Genomic DNA, 20345 nt, shown 5'->3' with positions numbered 1-20345 from the left:
CCTAATTCGACCGATCGTTTTAGGCCACGCCCTCGTCCGCTCTCCGAGCAAGCTGGAGCCCTTATGCGAGTCCTCCGCTCCTCCGCCGTCGCCGCCATCGCGGTGGCCACGGCCCTGACCACCGTGTCCGGTTGTGCCGAGAAGTCGGACAAGAAGGACTCGGACGCCATTCTGGTCAAGGCCACGGACGACAAGTGCGAGGTCTCCACGACCTCTTTCCCGACGGGTCACATCAAGATCAATGTCGAGAACAAGGGCTCGAAGGTCACCGAGGTGTATGTCTACGCCGCGGGCGACCGAATTGTCGCCGAGCGGGAGAACATAGGCCCCGGCACCAAGGCGGAGATCGTCGCGACGATCAAGAAGGCCGGCGCGTACGAAATCGCCTGCAAGCCCGGAATGAAGGGCGACGGCATCCGCCAGAAGGTCACCGCCACCGGCGGCGGCAAGCAGGAGAAGAGCGACCCCGCGCTGGACAAGGCGGTCGCCGAGTACCGCAAGTACGTCCAGCAGCAGGCCGACGAGACGATCCCGGCGGCGCAGAAGTTCGCCGACGCCGTCAAGGCCGGCGACGTGGACGAGGCGAAGAAGCAGTACGCCGTCTCGCGCATCGGCTGGGAGCGCACCGAGCCCGTGGCCGAGTCCTTCGGTGACATCGACCCGAAGGTGGACGTCCGCGAGGACGGCCTGGAGAAGGGCCAGAAGTGGACCGGCTGGCACAAGCTGGAGAAGTCCCTCTGGGAGGACAAGAAGATCACCGAGGACGACAAGAAGCTGGCCGAGCAGCTGATGACGGACCTCAAGGGCTGGCAGAAGGTCGTCGGCACCGCCGAGATCACCCCGACCAGCATGGCCAACGGCGCCAAGGAGCTGCTCGACGAGGTGGCAACCGGCAAGGTGACCGGTGAGGAGGAGCGCTACAGCCACACCGACCTGGTCGACTTCCAGGCCAACGTCGAGGGCGCCGAGAAGGCGTACGAGCTGCTGAAGCCGGTCGCCTCCAAGAACGACTCGGACCTCACCAAGGAACTGGACAAGCAGTTCGGCGAGCTGAAGAAGCTGCTGGACGACCACCGCGACGGCGACACCTTCAAGGCGTACGACAGCGTCGGCAAGGACGACCGCAAGAAGCTCTCCGACGCCGTCAACGCCCTGGCCGAGCCGCTGTCCAAGCTCGCCGGCGCGGTCGCGAAGTAAGGGCGGGGGGAGCTCCCATGGCTGACGAGACACCACGCACCACGGCCGGCGCCACGGCTGACGACGAGGCGGCGAAGGACACGGCGGCCAAGGCCGCCCCCTCCCGCCGCTCCGTGCTCGGCTGGGGCGGCGCCGGGCTCGCGCTCGGTGCCGCCGCCGCGGGCGGCACCGCCGTCGCGCTGCGCACCGGCGGCGACGCCCACCCGGTCGCCTCGGCCGGCGACGCGATCCAGTTCCGCGGCGCCCACCAGGCCGGCATCGCCACGCCCGTCCAGGACCGGCTGCACTTCGCGGCGTTCGACGTCACCACGTCCGACCGCGAGGCGCTGATCAAGGTGCTGAAGGAGTGGACGGCCGCCGCCGAACGGATGACGGCCGGTCACGAGATCGGCGACGGCGCGTACGGCGGGCAGGCGGAGCTGCCGCCGGACGACACCGGCGAGGCGCTCGGCCTCAAGCCCTCCCGGCTGACGCTGACCTTCGGCGTGGGCCCCGGCCTGTTCGAGAAGGACGGCAAGGACCGCTTCGGGGTCAAGTCCCGTCGCCCGCAGGCCCTGATCGACCTGCCCGTCTTCCCCGGCGACAACCTGGACGCGGCCCGCAGCGGCGGCGACCTGTGCGTGCAGGCCTGCGCCGACGACCCGCAGGTCGCGGTGCACGCGATCCGCAACCTCGCCCGCATCGGCATGGGCAAGGTCGCCATCCGCTGGTCGCAGCTCGGCTTCGGCAAGACGTCCTCGACGACGCCGGACGCGCAGACCCCGCGCAACATGATGGGCTTCAAGGACGGCACCCGGAACGTCTCGGGCACCGACACCGCCGCCCTGGACAAGCACGTGTGGGTGAGCGAGAAGGACGGCCCGGCCTGGATGGCCGGCGGCTCCTACCTCGTGGCCCGCCGCATCCGGATGCACATCGAGACCTGGGACCGCACCTCGCTGGGCGAGCAGGAGGACATCTTCGGCCGCGACAAGGCCCAGGGTGCCCCGGTGGGCAAGCAGCGCGAGCGCGACGAGCCCAACCTCAAGCTGATGAAGCCGGACTCGCACGTGCGTCTGGCCCACCCGGACAGCAACAACGGCGCCACCATCCTGCGTCGCGGCTACTCCTTCACCGACGGCACGGACAAGCTGGGCCGGCTGGAGGCGGGACTGTTCTTCATCGCGTACCAGCGCGACGTGCGGGACGCCTTCGTGCCGCTGCAGAAGAACCTCGCCGCCAACGACGCGCTGAACGAGTACATCCAGCACGTGGGCTCGGCGATCTTCGCGGTGCCGCCGGGCATCGAGGGCGACGGCGACTGGTGGGGCAAGGGCCTGTTCGCGTGAACGGTCCCCGCACGGAAGGAGAGGCCGCGTGTTCGGCAACTACCTGATCGGCCTGCGTGAGGGCCTCGAGGCCAGCCTCGTCGTCTGCATCCTGGTCGCGTACCTGGTCAAGACCGGGCGCAAGGACGCACTGCCGCCGGTGTGGACCGGCATCGGCGCGGCCGTGCTGATCAGCATGGGCTTCGGCGCGCTGCTGACGTTCGGCTCGCAGACCCTGACGTTCGAGGCGCAGGAGCTGCTCGGCGGCTCGCTGTCGATCATCGCGGTCGGGCTGGTGACGTGGATGGTCTTCTGGATGCGGCGCACCGCGCGGCACCTGAAGAAGGAGCTGCACGGCAAGCTGGACGCGGCGCTGGCCATGGGTACGGGCGCGCTGGTCGTCACGGCCTTCCTGGCGGTCGGCCGGGAGGGCCTGGAGACCGCGCTGTTCATCTGGGCCGCCGCCGACGCCACCGACGACGGCGTCCGGCCGCTGGTCGGCGCGATGCTGGGCCTGCTGACGGCCGTGCTGCTGGGCTGGCTGTTCTACCGGGGCGCGCTGAGGATCAACCTGGCGAAGTTCTTCACCTGGACCGGCGCCATGCTGATCGTGGTCGCGGCGGGCGTGCTCGCCTACGGCTTCCACGACCTGCAGGAGGCCCGCATCCTGCCGGGCCTGGCGGACAGGGCCTTCGACGTCAGCGAGCAGATCCCGGCCGACAGCTGGTACGGCACGCTGCTCAAGGGCGTCTTCAACTTCCAGCCCGACCCGACGTGGCTTCAGGTCGCCGCGTGGGGGCTGTACCTGGTCCCGACCCTGGTGGTGTTCTTCGCCCCGGGCCGGGCGGGTAGGGTGGCGCCGTCCCGAGCAGCCACCGAGGAGTCGAAGCGCGATGAGACGCCGGTCGCCACGGCCACGCCGAGTGTTCACGGCGGCGGCTCTGACGCTGCCGATGCTGGCGACGGCGACGGGCTGCGTGACGGTGCACGGCGAACGGGCGGTCATCCCGTCGGTGAGCAGCAGGGCTGAGGCCGCCGAGGTCCTCAGGAAGTTCACGGACGGCTACAACGAGGCGTACCGCAAGCTCGACCCGGCCCTGGTGGACCGGGTCGAGGGCGGCGCGCTGGCGGAGATAGCCAAGGCGGACCTGGCCGCCCAGCGTGCCGTCACTCCCGGCGGCAATCCGGGGTATCCCGCGCTGGCGCTGCGGGACGCCCGCTTCACCATCCCGAAGTCGGCCGGCTGGCCGAAGTTCTTCGTGGCCGACACCCTCAGCAACCGCGACCGCAACCGGTGGCTGGTGGTCTTCACCCGCGACGCCGCCCGGGCGCCCTGGAAGGCCGCGTACCTGACGCTGCTGGCCCCGGGGAAGGTGCCGGAGTTCACGACCGACGAGGACGGGTACGCCGAGGCCGTGCCGGCGAGCGGCGAGAGCGGGACGGCGGTGGCGCCCGGCGCGCTGAGCCGCGCGTACACCGAGTTCCTGCGGACGGGCAACAGCGGGCCGTTCCTTCCCGGAGGGCCGCCCGCGCAGCTGCGCGAGGAGCGCGCCAAGCTGGCGCGGACCCCCACGTTCTGGACCGAGTACATCGACACCCCGGACAAGGCCCCGGAATTCCCCCCGCTGGCCCTGCGGACCGTCGGCGGCGGGGCCATGGTGTTCTTCACCGCGCACCACCGGGAGAAGCGCACGATGGTCAAGGGCGTGCGTCCGTCGGTCACCGAGCCGCGCACGAAGGCGCTGCTCAAGGGCGACCTCAAGCAGGCGGTGACGTACACGCGGGTCTCGGAGTCGGCGGTGAAGGTGCCGGCGAAGGAGACTCCCGGCGCGCCCGGCGGCGCCCGCACCGTCTTCGTCAACCGGATCGAGTCGCTGATCGCCGTCAAGGGCGAGTGACGTCCCGGCGTCCTGCCCCGGCCGCCCGCTTCCTCAGCGGCCGATCGGCCAGGGGTGGGCCGGCTCGTGGTCCTGGCGCTCTCCCGCGTACTGGGCGCAGGCGTCGGTGAGCGCCTCCAGCAGGGTCAGCGGGTCCGGCAGCGGGCGTTCGGCGCCGTGCAGCCAGACCACCGGTTCGTCACCGGGCAGCAGGGAGGGCGGCATCAGCACATAGCTGCCGCGGCAGTGCCAGCGCAGGCCCGGATGCTCGTCCATGGTCTCCGGATGGCAGTCCAGCTCGCAGGGCCACCACTCGTCCTCGTCGTCCGGGGTGCCGCGGGTGGCGGTGAAGAACAGCATCCGCTCGTCCTGGGCGACCACGGCGACCGGGCCCACCTCGATGCCCGCCGCCGTCAGCCGGTCCAGCGCCTGCCGGCCGGCCCGGTCGGGGACGTCGAGGACGTCGTGCGCGATGCCGGTGGCGGTGACGAAGTTGGCCTCCGGCTGGGCGCGCAGCCATTTGGTGACCTTGTCGGCGTCGGTGGTGGCGAGGGTCTGCCAGGCGAACGAGACGGGATGGCGCCCGGGAGTGGGACAGCCGATGCGCTCACAGGAACAGCCGTAGCCGGACGGGTGCGCGGCGGGCGCCAGGGGGAATCCGGCGGCGGCCGCGGCCAGGAGCAGCTCCTCGCGGGCGGCTCCGGTGGCCGCCCCCGTACCCGTATCGCCGCCCGCTCCGCTCCTGGGGCGGCGCAGCCATTGGGAGAACCTGCTCTTGCGTTCCATCTATCCCCTCACTTCGACCGCGGTCTCCGGTCAATGCTGCCACCATCCTGCTCCTGGTGTGACCGCCGAACGTACCCGGGGGGTGTGAGACCGGACGCGCCGGCGGCTCGCGCGGGAGCCGTGCGCGGCCCCCGGCGCGGCGTCCGCGGAGCTCGAGGGGGCTTCAGCGCCGGCTGATGCCGCCCAGCACCAGGTCGACGAGGGTGTCGACGAAGTCGTAGGTGAGCGGGGCCGTACGCATGAGCCAGCGCTGGGAGAAGGGGCTGAGGATCATCTCGGCGGCGATCCGCAGGTCGACGTGCTCGGCGATCGCGCCGGCCTCCTGGGCGCGCCGCAGCCGCTCGACGTAGGCCTGGACGCCGGTGTCCTGCAGCCGGTTCACGAACTGTTCGGACAGCTCGGGGTCATTGGCCCCGGCGACCGCGAGCGCCCGGTAGGGGGCCTCGAACTTGGGGTCGTTGAACTCGTCGACGGTGGCGCGCAGGACGAACTTGAGGTCGGCGGCCAGGTCGCCGGTGTCGGGCAGCTCCCAGCCCGGCTCGTCCCCCGCGTCCGCGGTGAACGCGTCGAGGAGGACGGCGGCCTTGGAGGGCCACCAGCGGTAGATCGTCTGCTTGCCGACGCCCGCGCGGGAGGCGATCCCCTCGATCGTGAGCTTGTCGTAGCCCACCTCGCCGACCAGCTCCAGGGCGGCGTCGAAGATCGCGCGGCGGGAGCGCTCGCTGCGGCGGTTGGCGTCGGGGGTCTTGGTAGTGGCCATGCGGCGCAGTGTAGCGAGCAATTGAGGCGAAACGTATCGTCTCTATTCCCTTGACAAGACGATACGTCTCGTTCAGAGTGGAGGACATCGCGAGACGGAGCGTCTCGAGATGGAGCGAAGGGAGAACCCCATGAGCAAGGGAAACGCGGGCGGCATGCTCGGAGTCGGCGGCACCCGCAGCAACCTCTCCCGCGCGGCGCTGCGCGGCGGCCGCGGCGGGCGCGGGGCCGGCGGCGGCACCGACCCCAACGCGGCCAAGCGGGAGCTGCTGCGCTCGCTGCGGGAGGGGCGCGCCGGCCGCGGCGGTGCGTAGGGCCCGTCCGGGGCACCGCCGGGACTACGTCACGAGGTGGCCGATAAACCACCCGTACGGTTCATGCGCGAAGGTCGCCCAGCGTGGACGATTTGGGCACGTACGACAGCGACGTACGTGCCCAACACCACCGTGAGGAGCGCGACTTGCGTACAGCCCCGCGTGCATCCACCCCTCGGCGCTACCTGATGTGCCCGCCCACGTACTTCCGGGTCACATACTCGATCAACCCCTGGATGGACCCGGGCAAGCCGGTCGACCTGCCGCTCGCCCTCGCGCAGTGGGAGGACCTCCGCGACCGCTACCGCTCCCTCGGCCACACCGTGGAGGAGCTGACCCCGCGCCCCGACCTGCCCGACATGGTCTACGCCGCCAACGGCGCCACCGTGGTCGACGGCCGGGTGCTCGGCGCCCGCTTCGCCCACCCCGAGCGCTGGGCCGAGGCGGGGGTGCACCTGGAGTGGTTCCGTTCGCACGGCTACGCGGACGTGCGCGAGCCGGGCCACATCAACGAGGGCGAGGGGGACTTCGCCGTCACCGCCACCTGGCTGCTGGCCGGGCGCGGCTTCCGCAGCAGCCCGCTCTCGCACCCCGAGGCGCAGGAGTTCTTCGGCCGCCCGGTCATCGGCCTCGACCTGGTCGACCCGCGCTACTACCACCTGGACACGGCGCTGTGCGTCCTCGACGACTCCGCCGACGAGCTCATGTACTACCCCGGCGCGTTCTCGCCCGGCAGCCGGGCCGTGCTCGAGCGGCTCTTCCCCGACGCGCTGATCGCCACCGAGGAGGACGCGGCCGCCCTCGGCCTCAACGCCGTCTCCGACGGGCGCCACGTCCTGCTGCCGCAGGCCGCGGTGGGCCTCTTCGGGCCGCTGCGCGAGAGAGGGTTCGAGCCGGTCGGCATGGACCTCGGTGAGTTGCTCAAGGGCGGCGGCAGCGTGAAGTGCTGCACGCAGGAGCTCAGGAGCTGACCGATCGCGCGCCCCGGCCGGGGCCCCGCCCCGGCCGCCGGGCCACGACCGCTACGCCCCCTCGGGCGGCGGCCACTCGTCGCCCCAGTCGGCGTCGCGCGCCGCCCGGTAGAGGGAGCCGTGCCGCTTGGTCACCGTCTCGCGGGCCAGGCCCTCCGCCGGCGTGCACAGCTCCAGCAGCACCTGCCCCTTGCGGATCTGCGGCCTGCGCACGATCCGCGAGGGGGCCTCGGGGACCCCGGCGTCCCGTACCGCCGCCACGTACGAGAACTTCTCGTCCTCGTACGCCAGCGAACCGCCCTTGACCTGCCGGTGCAGCGAGGAACGGCTCACCCGCGCCGAGAAGTGGCACCAGTCCGTGCCCGCCTCTATGGGGCACGCGGCGCTGTGCGGGCAGGGCGCGACGACGCGGAAGCCGGCGGCGATCAGCCGGTCGCGGGCCTCGATGATCCGCAGGTATCCGTCCGGGGTGCCCGGCTCGACGACGACCACGGCGCGCCCGGCGCGGGCCGCCTCGTCGGTCACCGCCCGGCGGCCGTCCTCGGTCAGCTCACCCAGCACGTAGGAGACGGTGACCAGGTCGGCCTCGGGTATGACGAGCTTGTCCCCGATGGTCTGCCGCCGCCACTCGGCCGTGCGCAGCGCCTCGGACGGGGCCTCGCGCGCGATCTCCGCGCCCAGCGACAGGGCCGGCTCGGCCCAGTCCAGGACCGTGGTGCGGTGCCCGTCCTCCGGCCAGGCGGCCGCCACCGCCCAGGTGGCCGCGCCCGTGCCGCCGCCGACGTCCACGTGGGAGGCGGGCGTGCACTCCGGCATGCGGTCGCGGAACGCCTCCAGCGCGGAGCGTACGGCCTCGAAGGTCGCGGGCATCCGGTACGCCGCGTAGGCGACGACGTCGGAACGGTCGCGCAGGATCGGCGTGTGGGTGGGGGTGCGCCCCCGGTAGTTGGCGATCAGCCGCTCGACGGCCTGGGCGGCCTGCCGGGGCGGCAGCCCGTCGAGGAGGCCGGCGAGGGCGGTGCGCAGGGTCTCACCGGTGAGCCGGGCCTCGCCGGTCGGCTGGTGTGCGGGGGCGTGCATTCCTGCAAGTTTAGGCGGCTGACGTGTCTGCTGTTGTTTCTGTGGTTTCTGTTGCTGTCCCCTCCGCCTCCTCCGGCCGGCTCCGCCAGGGCCGGCACAGGGCTGCGAAGCAGGCGAGGGCCGCCAGCGCGCAGGCGAGCTGGACGCCCGCCATGGGCACCGCCGTGTGCTCGCCCGCGATCCCGACGAGCGGGGACGCGACGGCCCCGAGCAGGAAGGTGGACGTCCCCAGCAGGGCGGACGCGGAGCCGGCGGCGTTGCCGGAGCGCATCAGGGCCTGGGCGTTGGTGTTGGGCATGGCCAGGCCCATCGCGGACATCAGCACGAAGAGCCCGGCGGCGACGGGCGCGAGCCCCACCCGGCCGAACACCCCGGAGGCCATCACGAGCAGGGCCGCCGCCGCGAGGACGATGACGCCCAGCCCCACCGCCAGGACCTTGTCCATGCTGACCCGGCCGACCAGCAGCTTGCCGTTGATCTGGCCGACGGCGACGAGCCCCACGGAGTTGGCGCCGAAGAGCAGGCTGAAGGTCTGCGGCGAGGCCCCGTAGATGTCCTGGACGACGAAGGGCGAGGCGGAGATGTAGGCGAAGAGCGCGGCGAAGGCGAAGCCGCCCGCGAGCATGTAGCCGGTGAAGACGCGGTCGGCGAGCAGGCTCCGCATGGCGCGCAGCGCCTCGCCGAGCCCGCCGGCCTGCCGGCGGGCCGGCGGCAGCGTCTCGTCCAGCCGGCGCCAGACGAGGAGGGTGAGGAGGAGGCCGATGACGGTCAGGACGACGAAGACGCCCCGCCAGTCGGTCAGGCGCAGGATCTGCCCGCCGATCAGCGGCGCCGCGACGGGGGCGACGCCGGATATCAGCATGAGGGTGGAGAAGAAGCGGGCCATGGCCACGCCGTCGTAGAGGTCGCGGACGATCGCGCGGGCGATGACGATGCCGGCCGCGCCGGCCAGCCCCTGGACCAGGCGGAAGGCGATCAGCAGCCCGGCGCCGGGCGCCAGGGCGCAGGCGGCGGTGGCCACGACGTAGATCACCATGCCGGCCAGGAGGGGGCGCCGGCGTCCCCACTTGTCGCTCATCGGGCCGACGACGAGCTGGCCCAGCGCCATGCCCATGAGGCAGGCGGTCAGGGTGAGCTGGACGGTCGCGGCGGGCGAGCGGAGGGCGTCGGTGACCTCCGGCAGGGCCGGGAGGTACATGTCCATGGACAGCGGCGGGACGGCGGTGAGCCCGCCGAGGATGAAGGTGACGAGCAGGCCGGTGCGGCGGGCGGCCGCGGAGGCGGCGGGACGGCCGGCACTCCGGCCGCCTGCCGCCTGGGAGCGGCCGGGGTCGGACATAGAGGGCTCCAGGGAAGATTCTGTAACTTTCAAGATACTTCCATGGTGTCATGAGCGTGCCCGGTCCCCGGCCCTTACATCTGGTGATCTGCGCTACGTACGACCCGTGCCGCGGCCTCCGTACGGCCCGTGCCGCGCACGCGCGTTCGCCCGCCCCCCCCGCTACGCCGGGCTGAAACCCGGCGCCCCGGCCTCGGAGACGAACCGGGCGGCGGTCGAGATGTCCCCGCCGGGGGTCACCACCCCGCTCATCGTGCGGAAGTCGGCCTGCAGCCGGCACCGGTCGAGGGTGACGACCGCGTACCCGCGGCGGGCGTCGTAGTACTTCATGTGCGGATTGGCCGCCAGCATCAGGTTCCAGTCGTCCGGGCGCTCCTCGCCGTCGAACCCGCTGGAGACGGACGTTCCGACCACCTCGACGCCCATCGTGCGGGAGCCGGGGTCGTCGAAGTCCCGTTTGACGTCCATGGCGTAGTGGACGTGGACGTCGCCGGAGAGGACGGCCAGATTCTCCACGCCCGCCCGCTCGACGCCGGCCAGCACGCGCTCGCGGGAGGCGGGGTAGCCGTCCCAGGCGTCCATGGACAGCCGGGAGCGGGCGGCGGTGGTGTTCTTGCGCCGGCTGAAGGCGACCTGCTGGACGATGACGTTCCAGCGGGCGGTCGAGTCGCGCAGGCCGTCGAGGAGCCAGCGCTCCTGCGCGTCCCCCGTGATCGTGCGGGCGGGGTCCTCGGACTCGGGGCCCGGGTACTTCCAGCCGTCGCCGTACGCCTGGTCGGAGCGGTACTGCCGGGTGTCGAGGATGTCGAACTGCGCCAGCCGCCCGTAGTGGAAGCGGCGGTAGAGGGGCATGTCGGGCCCGGTGGGCCGCTGCGCCTCGCGCAGCGGCATGTTCTCCCAGTAGGCCTGGTAGGCGGCGGCGCGCCGGGCGCGGAAGGCGTCGACGGGGTCGTTGTTCTGGGAGACCAGCCCCGCGTAGTTGTTCTCCACCTCGTGGTCGTCCCAGGTGACGAACCAGGGGTGCGCGGCGTGCGCGGCCTGCAGGTCGGGGTCGGACTTGCCGAGCGCGTACCGCAGCCGGTAGTCGGTCAGGTTCCAGGTCCAGTGGTCGAAGAACTCCGGGAGCCGGTTGTCGGTGTACTCGCGCGCGCCGGCCTGGGCGTTGATGGCGTTCTCGTAGATGTAGTCCCCGACGAAGAAGACGGCGTCGAGGTCCTCCTCGGCGAGGTGGGCCAGGGCGGTGTAGTAGCCCTCGTCGTACTGCTGGCAGGACACCACCCCGAAGGCGACCCGGTCGGGCACGGCGTCCGGGGCGGGAGCGGTACGGGTACGGCCCACGGGGCTGATCCATCTGCCGGCCCGGAACCGGTACCAGTAGACGCCGCCGGGGTCCAGGCCGCGTAACTCGAGGTGCACGGTGTGGTTGTCGGCGGCGGGCGCGGGAACGGTGCCGCTCTGCCGCAGGTGCCGGAACGACGCGTCGTCGGCCAGTTCCCACTGGACGTCGACGGCGCCCTCGGCGGGCAGGCCGTTGCCCGGCTCGTAGGGCCGGGGAGCGAGCCTGGTCCACAGGACGACGGAGTCGGGCAGGCAGTCGCCGGAGGCCACGCCGAGGGTGAACGGATTTTCGGTGAGGGGGGTCATGTCTTTCAGACTGCGCGGGACGGGGGTGACTGTGAAGGCCCGTGGTGCTGAATATTTGACGCCGCGTCAGGGTGGGGCGGGGCCGGATGCGGGGCGTGACGTTCCCGCGGACGACGTCCGCCGGGCGCGCCGGGTACTCCCCGGTACGCCGCGGCGCTCCCCCTCGTTCGCCGCGCGGGGGTACGGGGGGCTCGTTACCGTGGGTCGGGGGGCAGCGGGAGCCCGGGACGGGGCAGTCACGCCGAAAGAGGTGGAGTATGGCCGTTCTCATGTCAGTGCTCGCCGCCGCGATGGCCGTCGCATCGCCTCTGACGGGCGCGGCGGCCGATCCCGACGTCTTCGTGGGCGGCCAGTTCCGGGCCGCCGGAGGTGCCGCGCATCAGGCGGTGACCTTCGACGCCAAGGCCGTACCGAGCGGTAGTCGGGTCACGGTCATATCGCACCCCGGCGACGACCGGACCCGCATCGAGCTGCGCCTGACCGGCATCCAGGCGAACCGCACGTTCGGCGCGCACGTGCACACGCAGCCGTGCGGCAGCACGCCCGAGGCGTCGGGGCCGCACTACCAGAACGTCAAGGACCCCCAGCAGCCCTCGACCGACCCCAAGTACGCCAACCCCCGCAACGAGGTGTGGCTCGACTTCACCACCGACGCTCACGGCGACGCCCATTCCTCGTCGACCGTGGAGTGGCGCTTCCGCCCCGGTGAGGCGCGTTCCGTGGTCATCCACGACCACGCCACCGCCACCGACCCCGGCCACGCCGGAACGGCCGGAGCCCGGCTCGCCTGCGTGAACGTTCCCTTCACCTGAGCCCCGCGCCCTGAGCCCTGAGGCGGGCGCGGCATCACAGACGCGCACTGCCCGGTGGACCGACCGCCGGGCAGTGCGTGCAGGATCTGTTCGGGCGCAGGATCTGTTCGGGCCGGTGGCTACCAGCCGCCGTTGCCGATCTCGACGCGGTCGCCGAAGCGGCCGGTGCCGGTGCCGGGGTAGAAGTAGAGCTTTCCTTCGGAGCCGGGCTCGGACTCCACGGCGGCCATGTCGCCGATGCCGTCGCCGTTGAAGTCGGCACCGGCGATGTCGGAGATGCCGTTCCAGCCGCCACGGCCGATCTCGACGCGGCTCTTCACGCCGTTGCCGCTGCCGGAGTAGAGGAACAGCTTGCCGGTGCCGATCTCGTTGGCGATCAGGTCGTCCTTGCCGTCCTTGTCGAGGTCACCGGGGCTGACCAGCTTGTTCATGCCGTTCCAGCCGCCGTCACCGATCTCGACGCGGTCGCCCAGCGCGCGCAGGCCGTCGCTCGTGCCCGTGCCGGGGTAGAGGACGAGCTTGCCGGTGCTGATCTCGGTGGCACCGACGTCCTTCTTGCCGTCACCGTTGAAGTCACCCGCGAACAGGTCCTTGAGGCCGTTCCAGCCGCCCCGCCCGATCTCGACGCGATCGCCCAGGCCGTGCCCGTTGCCCTTGTACAGGAAGAGCTTGCCGGTGCCGGTCTCGGTGGCGACCAGGTCGTCCTTGCCGTCCTTGTCGAAGTCGGCCGAGGTCAGGTCCTTCAGACCGTTCCAACCACCACGACCGATCTCCACACGGTCACCGAGACGGCCATTGCCCTGACCCGCGTAGCTGAACAGCTTCCCGGTGGACACCTCCACCGCCACCAGGTCCTTCTTGCCGTCGCCGTTGAAGTCGCCGGCCGTCAGGCTCGTCATGCCCGCATCGACGGGCTCCGCCGGCTTGTCCGGGAAGGGGTCGGCGTGGTCGTACGCGAGACCGGCGCTCGCGCCGCAGGTGCCCCAGGCCCCCGCGCCCTGACCGGCCAGGATCTTCTCCGCGATGCGGATCTGCTGCTCCTTGGTGGCCAGGTCGGCACGCGGGGCGTACGCCTTGCCGCCGTAGCCCTCCCAGGTGGACTGCAGGATCTGCAGCCCGCCGAAGTAGCCGTTTCCGGTGTTGATGTGCCAGTCGTCGGTGCTTTCGCAGTGCGCGACCTTGTCCCAGGTGGCGACCGAAGCGGCTTGGGCGGAACCGCAGTTGAAGATTGAGAGAACAGCGACCGGGGCGACGGCGGCGACGAGCAGGCCCTTGCGTATGCGGGCGGAGGCGGGCATGAGAAACCTATTCGTTGAGAGAAAGCGAAGAGCGGGGAGAGGGGAAATGCTGGATTACCAGCCGCCGTTGCCGATTTCGACGCGGTCGCCGAAGCCGCCGTTGCCGTTGCCGGGGTAGAAGTAGAGCTTTCCTTCCTCACCCGGGGCCGATTCGACGGCGGCGATGTCACCGATGCCGTCGCCGTTGAAGTCGGCGCCCGCGATGTCGGACATGCCGTTCCAGCCGCCACGGCCGATCTCGACGCGGCTCTTCACACCGTTGCCGCTGCCGGAGTAGAGGAACAGCTTGCCGGTGCCGATCTCGGTCGCGATCAGGTCGTCCTTGCCGTCCTTGTCGAGGTCACCGGGGCTGACCAGCTTGTTCATGCCGTTCCAGCCACCGTCACCGATCTCCACGCGATCGCCCAGCGCACCCAGGCCGTCGCTCTTGCCCGTACCGGGGTAAAGGACGAGCTTGCCAGTGCTGATCTCGGTGGCACCGACGTCCTTCTTGCCGTCACCGTTGAAGTCACCCGCGAACAGGTCCTTCAGACCGTTCCAGCCGCCACGCCCGATCTCCACACGGTCACCGAGACGGCCCAGACCGGAGCCGGTACCCGTACCGGGGTAGAGGACCAGCTTGCCGGTGTTGATCTCGGTGGCGACGAGGTCGTCCTTGCCGTCCTTGTTGAAGTCGGCCGCGACCAGGTCCTTCAGACCGTTCCAACCACCACGACCGATCTCCACACGGTCACCGAGACGGCCATTGCCCTGACCCGCGTAGCTGAACAGCTTCCCGGTGGACACCTCCACCGCCACCAGATCCTTCTTCCCGTCACCGTCGAAGTCACCGGCCGTCAGGCTCGTCATACCGGGATCGGTCGGGGCTGCCGGGGCCACGTCGACGTAGTTGCGGTCGATGAGCATCTTGATGCCGGCATGCGTCTCGTAGACGTTGCCGGAGTACTGGTGGATGCGCTGGCGGTCGGCCCAGTAGCCGGACGGGATATAGGGGTCGTCGGTGTTGGCCTTCTCGTTCCAGTTGGCCGTCCACAGGACGTCGGGGCGGCGGTACGAGCCGGAGTCGTGGACCGAGACGAGGTCGTTGATGCCGCTGGAGGCGGAGCTGTAGACGCCCGAGCGGAAGCCGAGCTGCTTCACGCGCTCGGTCCAGCCGGAGAGGAAGGTGAGGACCGTGCCGCGGTAGCCGGGGGCGTACTGCTCCATGTCGAAGTACAGGACCGTGCCGGGGCCGAAGCCGAGGGACGTGGCGTTGTTGGCGGCGTCGTCGGCGGCCTTCCGGCCCAGCTCGGCGGCGCGTCCGGCGTCGATCCGCTCGGCCTGGACACCCACGTAGATCGGCATCAGGTGCCAGCCGGCCCGGGTCTGCGCCGACACCCAGTCGGGCGTGAGGTTGGGCTGCCTGCAGCCCTGCTCGGCCCCACCGATGTACACGCCGAGGCCGCGGTAGGGGGAGTCGGCAGCCCAGGCCTCCATCGTGGAGGTGGACGGGGCAGTGCAGGTGTCGAACGCCTTGCCCGTGTAGCCCGTGCTGGGCGTGACGCCGGAGGGCGACGCGAGGGCGCGGGGCGCGGCGAGCCGGGGCGCGGGGGCCTGCCGCTTGCCCTTGGCCTGGGCGCCGGAGCCGTCGTGCGTCGCCGTCGCGAGGATCTTCTGGACGGCGGCCGTGGTCCCGCCGTAGGCAGCGGTCGCGTAGAGCCCCGCCCCCTCGAACGCGACCCGGACCTCCCTGCTCTCGACCGAAGGCAGCGTGTCCGGTACGGACGTGCCCGCCGCGACCTTCACGGTGGGGATGTCCGCGCGGGGCGCGGCACCCGAGACCGGCTCGACGACCAGGGAATCCGTCTTCGGCGCGACGCGGTGCGCCGGGCACTTCTGGTCCGCGCCGGGGTGACCGAGGTAGAGGGTGTGCTGGTCGAGGCGGACGCAGGTGTCCGGCTGCTTGTCCAGGTCGACGACCTTCCAGTCGCTCGGGATCTGCAGCTTCAACCCCTGGTACGTGACCGGGGTGGTGGAGGACTGACCGGCGGCCGGGCCGCCGGTGGCGGCGGAGGCCGTGCCGGCGATCTGCAGCGGGGTGGCGACGATCGCGGCGGCCGCTACGAGCGTGGCCAGGCGGCGCGTGTGCTGGTGCTGGGAACTCATGATCTCTCTCGGAGCAGCGGCAGCCGACGCAAGGGGGCGGCTGGGAACGAAGCGGCTGTACGGGCCGCGGACTACGGGGAGGAGGGTGGGGCGGGGTGGGCCCGGGGTCCGCTCGGGAGCGGGCCCACCCCTGCCGGAGGCGATGCCTGCCGGCCGGTGACTACCAGCCGCCGTTGCCGATTTCGGTGCGGTCGCCGAAGCCGCCGTTGCCGTTGCCGGGGTAGAAGTAGAGCTTTCCTTCCTCGCCCGGGGCCGATTCGACGGCGGCGATGTCGCCGATGCCGTCGCCGTTGAAGTCGGCGCCCGCGATGTCGGACATGCCGTTCCAACCGCCACGACCGATCTCGACCCGGCTCTTCACACCGTTGCCGCTACCGGAGTACAGGAACAGCTTGCCGGTGCCGATCTCGTTCGCGATCAGGTCGTCCTTACCGTCCTTGTCGAGGTCACCGGGGCTGACCAGCTTGTTCATGCCGTTCCAGCCACCGTCACCGATCTCCACGCGATCGCCCAGCGCACCCAGGCCGTCGCTCTTGCCCGTACCGGGGTAAAGGACGAGCTTGCCAGTGCTGATCTCGGTGGCACCGACGTCCTTCTTGCCGTCACCGTTGAAGTCACCCGCGAACAGGTCCTTCAGACCGTTCCAGCCGCCACGCCCGATCTCCACACGGTCACCGAGACGGCCCAGACCGGAGCCGGTACCCGTGCCCGGGTAAAGGACCAGCTTGCCCGTGTTGGCCTCCGTCGCGACCAGGTCGTCCTTACCGTCCTTGTTGAAGTCGGCCGCGACCAGGTCCTTCAGACCGTTCCAACCACCACGACCGATCTCCACACGGTCACCCAGACGGCCATTGCCCTGACCCGCATAGCTGAACAGCTTCCCGGTGGACACCTCCACCGCCACCAGATCCTTCTTCCCGTCACCGTTGAAGTCGCCGGCGGTCAGGCTCGTCATGCCGGGGTCACTGGGGACGTCGTCGACGATGGAGTTGTTACGGATCGGGTAGTAGCTCTCGGCGTCGTGGTTCGAGAAGTAGGCGTAGGGAATCTCGCGGTAGTGCACGCCGCTCGAGGAGAACTCGTAGCCCATGTAGCTGGAGTGGTCGGCCTTGGTCCACTTCTCGAAGAGCACGATGTGGCCGTCATTGCCGAACTTGGGGTTCAGCAGGGCGTCACCGGGCTTCAGTTCTTCCTTGCCGATGCGCTTGGACACGGGGCCGAAGTAGGGCGTCGCGAGCGACTCGTCGAGGTTCCACGTCATGGACACGTAGCCGGAGCAGTCCATGCGGTAGCCCTCGTACTCGCCGTTCTGGTTGTAGACCAGGCCCTTGCCCACCCACGACTTGGCGCGGTTGATGACCTCGCTCCGGGTGATCTTGGGCGCCGATTCGCTGCCGGCTCTGGGGGTGGCCACGAGACCGCGCTTCTTCCCGCCCTTGCCGGGCACCGGCTTGATCGGGCCCTGGCCGGCGCCGCCGTAGCCGTCGTCCGAGGCCTTGGCCACGGTCTTGGCCGGGCTCGTGGCCGCCGGTGCCGGCGCCGCCGTGGCGGCGGTCGCCGAGGCGATGGCGCCGCCCGTGATGGCGACGACCAGGCCGATGCCGATGGCGGACGTGCGGAGGTAAGCGTTCTTGGACACGGAAGTCTCCTGTGCGAGTGGCCTTTTGGGCATGGCGGATCGACCGGCATGCGAGGCGCGGTGATGGGTGGTGGCTCAGCGAACGGCGGCCGCGTCGGAGGCGGCGGTCGCGAGCGGGAAGTTCGGGGCCCGGAAGGACGGGCGGTTCACGGGGTGGGAGCCCGGGGCGCGGGGCCGGCCGGGCCGGCCCGCTCGGCCGTTACGGCCGGTCGGCTGCTACTGCCAGCCCATTACTGCCAACCCATGGAGTACTGGACGGCGACCGGAGCGTGGGCGGGGGCCGTGACCGCGGGGGCGGTGGCGGAGGCCGCGACATCCGCGACGGCCGGGGCGAGGACTGCGGCGCCGAGTGCGAGGGCTGCGACCGCGGCGGCCTGGGCGAGTCGGGTGCGGATCATCTCTGGTGGTCCTTCCAAGGGCGAGGTGGCGAAGCTGCCGGGCAGGCCGAGGCGGTGCGGTCCGTCGGCATCCCGCGGTGATGCCGTGCCGGCCGCTGTGGGCCGCATCCGGCCCACGGTCGTGCTCTGCCTTGCCTGTCAGCGCGGTGTTCCGTGCTGACGAGTAATAGCTTCGCCGCAGGTCAGGGCGGGTGGAAGCCCTTTCCGGTGGACCGAAACGGCCCTGGCCGGATCGGTCCAGGGGGACGTGTCCGGCCGCCCGCGCCCGGCGCCTGACGCCGCCTCAGTCCAGCAAAGTGCCCGGCAGCGGCATCCGCTCGTACACGTCCATAAGCGGCACCTGAGCGTTCACCAGCTCCCACCCGTCCAGCGCGGAGGGCGACGCGAGGGCGCGCCGGCACACCCGTTCCGCGCGGAACTCGGCGGTCTCCAGCCGGTCCGCGAGCAGGTACACCCCGACCACCGGACAGGGCACGGCATGGGGATGGATCACGACGTGCTCGACGCCGTCCTGGGGAAGCGCGTGCGCGAGGACCACATCGCGGGCGTCGGCGGGGAGTTCGGCACCGCTACGGCCACGCAGGGCGACGTGCACGAGGTACATGGAGTCAACCCTCGCAAGAGAAGGTGCGTCCGTACCAGGGAAAGAGACGGAGCGCTTTTGTCCATGGCCGGAAACGGCCACGCGGCGGCACCGATTCGACCTACCCAATTTGTACATGTCATGTAATGATCACGGAGGATTTGACAGCGACTCCGACTTTTTTGACTCGTACCGTTTCCTGGGGGCAGCAGCATGCTGGACACATTGGGCCTCGACGCCGCATCCGAACGGGTCTACCGAGGGATGCTGGCGATGCCCGGCGCGGGGGTGGGGGCCCTTGCGGAGTACCTGGAGATGTCCGACGCCGATGTGCGCCGGGGCCTCGACGTCCTGAGCGAGCTCTCCCTCGTCCGCCCCTCGGCCGAACTGGCGGGGCGGGCCCGGGCGGTCTCGCCCGACATCGGCCTCGACATCCTGATGTCCCGTCAGCAGGCCCGGCTCGCCGCGCAGCAGCAGCGCCTGGAGGAGTCCCGGGTCGCCGCCGCACAGCTCATCGCCGAGTTCGCCGAACAGCGCTCCGCCTCCTCGGGCTTCGGCGGCGAGCAGCTGATCGGCCTCGACGCGATCAGGGACCGGCTGGCCGGCCTCACCCGCGACGTCCGCGAGGAGGTGATGTCCTTCAGCCCCGACGGCGCCCAGACCGAGGCCAACATCGAGGCCGCCCGCCCCCTCGACCGGGAGCTGCTGGGCCGGGGCGTACGGATGCGCACGATCTACCTCGACAGCGTGCGCAACAGCCCCCACTCCGTGGCGTACGCGCAGTGGCTCACCGACCGGGGCGGCCAGGTCCGCACGGCCGCCGCCCTCCCCACCCGCATGATCATCATCGACCGCGCCACCGCGGTGATGCCGGTCAACAGCGAGGACACCGCCGCCCGCGCCGTCGTGCTGAGCGGCCAGGGCGTGCTCACCGCGCTGTGCGCGCTCTTCGAGAACGTCTGGGCCTCCGCCGCCCCGCTCGGCGAGGTCTCCGTCCGCGACGACCAGGGCCTGACCGGCCAGGAGGCGGCCGCCGTCCAGCTGCTCGCCGAGGGCCGCACCGACGAGACCATCGCCAAGCGCCTCGGCGTCTCCCAGCGCACGGCCCGCCGCATCGCCACCGGCCTCATGGAACGCCTCGGCGCCCGCAGCCGCTTCGAGGCCGGCGCCCTCGCGGTCCGGGCCGGCTGGCTGCCCTGCCACTGCACGCCGGAACACCTTCGCCCACCGCTAACCGGAACACCTGTTTCCGATTCCCACAGACCGGACTGACGGCTTCCACTACCGGCCCGCCCTCCCCCGGCCCCGGCCCCACAAAGCCCCCTGACCTGCAACTTCGCAGACCAGGGGGCTTTCGCGCGGGGTCACTCCATACCGTCGCCCCCTTCCGGAACGACGAACCCTCTCGCTGGCCGGACGGCGCCTTCGTGAGTGGCGAGGGATGACCAGGCGACCGCCGATGACCGCCATTGGTCGAGCCCGACCGATCAGCAGGCGCACGCGGCACATCCGTCTCCGCCCGTGGCTACTGTGGACCCACGCAGTTGCCGCTGTTTCGGTATCGCTCACGCAAGGGAGCCCACATGAGCGCGCACCCGGTGGAACACGGGGACGAGCCGATCATCGAACGCCCCGACAGAACCATCGCCGCACTCAGACAGGCCCTGGCGCGTGTCGCCCCGTCGAAGCTCTCTCTGATGGAGTCCGAGCGGGACGAGGTGCTCACACTGGCCGCCGAGACGCAATCCGTGGGCCCCGTCAATGGGTTCCTGTTGCGCTGGGCAGCACTGGTGGAGATCGAACGACACCCGGCGACAGCCCGCAGGCTCCACGATGCCGAGCGCCGGGTCCGGACAGCGCTGGACGAGGGGACCATGCGCGCCGCCGCCAGAGAGGTGGCCGACATCAAGGCGGCTGCGCGGCAGGCGGTCGGCGGGTGAGCGACGGCTGGGACTGGGAGTACTGGTGGCCGGAGACCGAGCTGGGCCTCGGCCCCGAACTGGCAGGCCAGGTCAAGGAACGGTGTGAGGAGTTACTCCGAGCCGCAGAGACCCTGTACATCTCCGGCGAACGACATGAAGGCGGTTCCGAGGCGCAGACCGCCTATGTCGCCAGTGGCATGTTCGAGTATCTGGTCGCGCCCCGGCTGCTGAAGCTGGTCGTCGTCAGCGTCACCGCCTACTGATGCCTCCTTCG

At 71.1% G+C, this 20345-nt stretch carries 20 protein-coding genes; 10 read left to right on the top strand and 10 right to left on the bottom strand.

Features of this window, described 5'->3' with window-relative positions:
* Positions 1-63 precede the first annotated feature (63 nt).
* Genes efeO through IE295_RS24625 form a run of 4 tightly spaced genes read left to right on the top strand, consistent with a single transcriptional unit; the run spans position 64 to position 4402 of the window.
* Positions 64-1197 (top strand): iron uptake system protein EfeO, encoded by a 1134-nt coding sequence (efeO, locus tag IE295_RS24640; RefSeq protein ID WP_190065929.1) that lies wholly within the window; start codon positions 64-66, stop codon positions 1195-1197.
* Positions 1198-1214: 17 nt separating this feature from the next.
* Positions 1215-2525: an iron uptake transporter deferrochelatase/peroxidase subunit gene (gene efeB / locus IE295_RS24635; RefSeq protein ID WP_190065928.1), complete on the top strand. Its 1311-nt coding sequence runs from the start codon at positions 1215-1217 to the stop codon at positions 2523-2525.
* Positions 2526-2553: 28 nt separating this feature from the next.
* The gene (gene efeU, locus IE295_RS24630; protein WP_190065927.1) at positions 2554-3534 is read left to right on the top strand and encodes an iron uptake transporter permease EfeU; all 981 of its coding nucleotides are present in this window, start codon (positions 2554-2556) and stop codon (positions 3532-3534) included.
* The gene (locus IE295_RS24625) at positions 3458-4402 is read left to right on the top strand and encodes an SCO2278 family lipoprotein (protein WP_190066015.1); all 945 of its coding nucleotides are present in this window, start codon (positions 3458-3460) and stop codon (positions 4400-4402) included. The genes efeU and IE295_RS24625 overlap by 77 nt, the downstream gene beginning before the upstream one ends.
* Before the next feature lie 33 nt (positions 4403-4435).
* Here IE295_RS24625 and IE295_RS24620 read toward each other — a convergent pair whose 3' ends face one another.
* On the bottom strand, positions 4436-5167 hold the full coding sequence (locus IE295_RS24620; protein ID WP_190065926.1) for a bifunctional DNA primase/polymerase: 732 nt from the start codon (positions 5165-5167) through the stop codon (positions 4436-4438).
* A 163-nt stretch (positions 5168-5330) separates the two neighbouring features.
* Complete coding sequence (locus tag IE295_RS24615) at positions 5331-5927, bottom strand: TetR/AcrR family transcriptional regulator (protein WP_190065925.1); 597 nt, start codon at positions 5925-5927, stop codon at positions 5331-5333.
* Positions 5928-6057: 130 nt separating this feature from the next.
* On the opposite strand from IE295_RS24615, the gene IE295_RS24610 reads away from it, so the two are divergent.
* Together IE295_RS24610 and ddaH are read left to right on the top strand one after the other, a co-directional pair.
* Positions 6058-6240, top strand: coding sequence for a DUF6243 family protein (locus tag IE295_RS24610; protein WP_190065924.1), 183 nt, complete (start codon positions 6058-6060; stop codon positions 6238-6240).
* A gap of 92 nt (positions 6241-6332) precedes the next feature.
* The gene (ddaH, locus tag IE295_RS24605; RefSeq protein ID WP_372478783.1) at positions 6333-7211 is read left to right on the top strand and encodes a dimethylargininase; all 879 of its coding nucleotides are present in this window, start codon (positions 6333-6335) and stop codon (positions 7209-7211) included.
* 51 nt (positions 7212-7262) lie between these two features.
* Here ddaH and IE295_RS24600 read toward each other — a convergent pair whose 3' ends face one another.
* The 3 genes from IE295_RS24600 to IE295_RS24590 all read right to left on the bottom strand — a co-directional run bounded on the left by IE295_RS24600 (position 7263) and on the right by IE295_RS24590 (position 11274).
* Positions 7263-8291, bottom strand: a complete 1029-nt coding sequence (locus tag IE295_RS24600) for a small ribosomal subunit Rsm22 family protein (RefSeq protein WP_190065923.1) — start codon at positions 8289-8291, stop codon at positions 7263-7265.
* Between the two features lie 10 nt (positions 8292-8301).
* Complete coding sequence (locus IE295_RS24595; protein ID WP_190065922.1) at positions 8302-9630, bottom strand: multidrug effflux MFS transporter; 1329 nt, start codon at positions 9628-9630, stop codon at positions 8302-8304.
* Positions 9631-9792: 162 nt separating this feature from the next.
* Positions 9793-11274, bottom strand: coding sequence for an alkaline phosphatase D family protein (locus tag IE295_RS24590; protein ID WP_190065921.1), 1482 nt, complete (start codon positions 11272-11274; stop codon positions 9793-9795).
* Between the two features lie 257 nt (positions 11275-11531).
* Between IE295_RS24590 and IE295_RS24585 the strand changes: the two genes are divergently transcribed.
* Positions 11532-12086 (top strand): superoxide dismutase family protein, encoded by a 555-nt coding sequence (locus IE295_RS24585; RefSeq protein ID WP_190065920.1) that lies wholly within the window; start codon positions 11532-11534, stop codon positions 12084-12086.
* 119 nt (positions 12087-12205) lie between these two features.
* Here IE295_RS24585 and IE295_RS24580 read toward each other — a convergent pair whose 3' ends face one another.
* From IE295_RS24580 to IE295_RS24560, 5 genes are all read right to left on the bottom strand, one after another.
* Entirely contained in the window at positions 12206-13384 is a 1179-nt protein-coding gene (locus IE295_RS24580) for an FG-GAP-like repeat-containing protein (RefSeq protein ID WP_190065919.1), read from the bottom strand.
* 54 nt (positions 13385-13438) lie between these two features.
* A complete protein-coding gene (locus IE295_RS24575) occupies positions 13439-15529 on the bottom strand; it encodes a glycoside hydrolase domain-containing protein (protein WP_190065918.1) in 2091 nt (696 codons plus the stop codon).
* 160 nt (positions 15530-15689) lie between these two features.
* Entirely contained in the window at positions 15690-17168 is a 1479-nt protein-coding gene (locus IE295_RS24570) for a C40 family peptidase (protein WP_190065917.1), read from the bottom strand.
* A gap of 230 nt (positions 17169-17398) precedes the next feature.
* Positions 17399-17566 (bottom strand): hypothetical protein, encoded by a 168-nt coding sequence (locus IE295_RS24565; RefSeq protein ID WP_190065916.1) that lies wholly within the window; start codon positions 17564-17566, stop codon positions 17399-17401.
* A gap of 283 nt (positions 17567-17849) precedes the next feature.
* Entirely contained in the window at positions 17850-18170 is a 321-nt protein-coding gene (locus tag IE295_RS24560) for a hypothetical protein (protein WP_190065915.1), read from the bottom strand.
* Positions 18171-18362: 192 nt separating this feature from the next.
* Here IE295_RS24560 and IE295_RS24555 point away from each other — a divergent pair, with 192 nt between their 5' ends.
* The 3 genes from IE295_RS24555 (at position 18363) to IE295_RS24545 (ending at position 20334) form a co-directional block, all read left to right on the top strand.
* Positions 18363-19421, top strand: coding sequence for a helix-turn-helix domain-containing protein (locus IE295_RS24555; RefSeq protein WP_190065914.1), 1059 nt, complete (start codon positions 18363-18365; stop codon positions 19419-19421).
* 311 nt (positions 19422-19732) lie between these two features.
* On the top strand, positions 19733-20089 hold the full coding sequence (locus IE295_RS24550) for a hypothetical protein (RefSeq protein WP_190065913.1): 357 nt from the start codon (positions 19733-19735) through the stop codon (positions 20087-20089).
* Complete coding sequence (locus tag IE295_RS24545) at positions 20086-20334, top strand: hypothetical protein (protein ID WP_190065912.1); 249 nt, start codon at positions 20086-20088, stop codon at positions 20332-20334. Before IE295_RS24550 ends, IE295_RS24545 begins: the two co-directional genes overlap by 4 nt.
* The last annotated feature ends 11 nt before the right edge of the window (positions 20335-20345 follow it).

This window comes from Streptomyces griseocarneus (genome assembly GCF_014655595.1).
Lineage (GTDB): Bacteria > Actinomycetota > Actinomycetes > Streptomycetales > Streptomycetaceae > Streptomyces > Streptomyces griseocarneus.
The sequence above is the reverse complement of the archived record's forward strand: the minus strand, read 5'-3'. Positions and strand labels throughout refer to the sequence as shown.

Bases quoted from the DNA above. Each gene is read 5' to 3' on its own strand.
- efeO (WP_190065929.1), top strand. From the start codon at position 64: ATGCGAGTCCTCCGCTCCTCCGCCGTCGCCGCCATCGCGGTGGCCACG.
- efeB (WP_190065928.1), top strand. From the start codon at position 1,215: ATGGCTGACGAGACACCACGCACCACGGCCGGCGCCACGGCTGACGAC.
- IE295_RS24625 (WP_190066015.1), top strand. From the start codon at position 3,458: ATGCTGGCGACGGCGACGGGCTGCGTGACGGTGCACGGCGAACGGGCG.
- IE295_RS24620 (WP_190065926.1), bottom strand. From the start codon at position 5,167: ATGGAACGCAAGAGCAGGTTCTCCCAATGGCTGCGCCGCCCCAGGAGC.
- IE295_RS24615 (WP_190065925.1), bottom strand. From the start codon at position 5,927: ATGGCCACTACCAAGACCCCCGACGCCAACCGCCGCAGCGAGCGCTCC.
- IE295_RS24610 (WP_190065924.1), top strand. From the start codon at position 6,058: ATGAGCAAGGGAAACGCGGGCGGCATGCTCGGAGTCGGCGGCACCCGC.
- IE295_RS24600 (WP_190065923.1), bottom strand. From the start codon at position 8,291: ATGCACGCCCCCGCACACCAGCCGACCGGCGAGGCCCGGCTCACCGGT.
- IE295_RS24595 (WP_190065922.1), bottom strand. From the start codon at position 9,630: ATGTCCGACCCCGGCCGCTCCCAGGCGGCAGGCGGCCGGAGTGCCGGC.
- IE295_RS24590 (WP_190065921.1), bottom strand. From the start codon at position 11,274: ATGACCCCCCTCACCGAAAATCCGTTCACCCTCGGCGTGGCCTCCGGC.
- IE295_RS24585 (WP_190065920.1), top strand. From the start codon at position 11,532: ATGGCCGTTCTCATGTCAGTGCTCGCCGCCGCGATGGCCGTCGCATCG.
- IE295_RS24580 (WP_190065919.1), bottom strand. From the start codon at position 13,384: ATGCCCGCCTCCGCCCGCATACGCAAGGGCCTGCTCGTCGCCGCCGTC.
- IE295_RS24575 (WP_190065918.1), bottom strand. From the start codon at position 15,529: ATGAGTTCCCAGCACCAGCACACGCGCCGCCTGGCCACGCTCGTAGCG.
- IE295_RS24565 (WP_190065916.1), bottom strand. From the start codon at position 17,566: ATGATCCGCACCCGACTCGCCCAGGCCGCCGCGGTCGCAGCCCTCGCA.
- IE295_RS24560 (WP_190065915.1), bottom strand. From the start codon at position 18,170: ATGTACCTCGTGCACGTCGCCCTGCGTGGCCGTAGCGGTGCCGAACTC.
- IE295_RS24555 (WP_190065914.1), top strand. From the start codon at position 18,363: ATGCTGGACACATTGGGCCTCGACGCCGCATCCGAACGGGTCTACCGA.
- IE295_RS24550 (WP_190065913.1), top strand. From the start codon at position 19,733: ATGAGCGCGCACCCGGTGGAACACGGGGACGAGCCGATCATCGAACGC.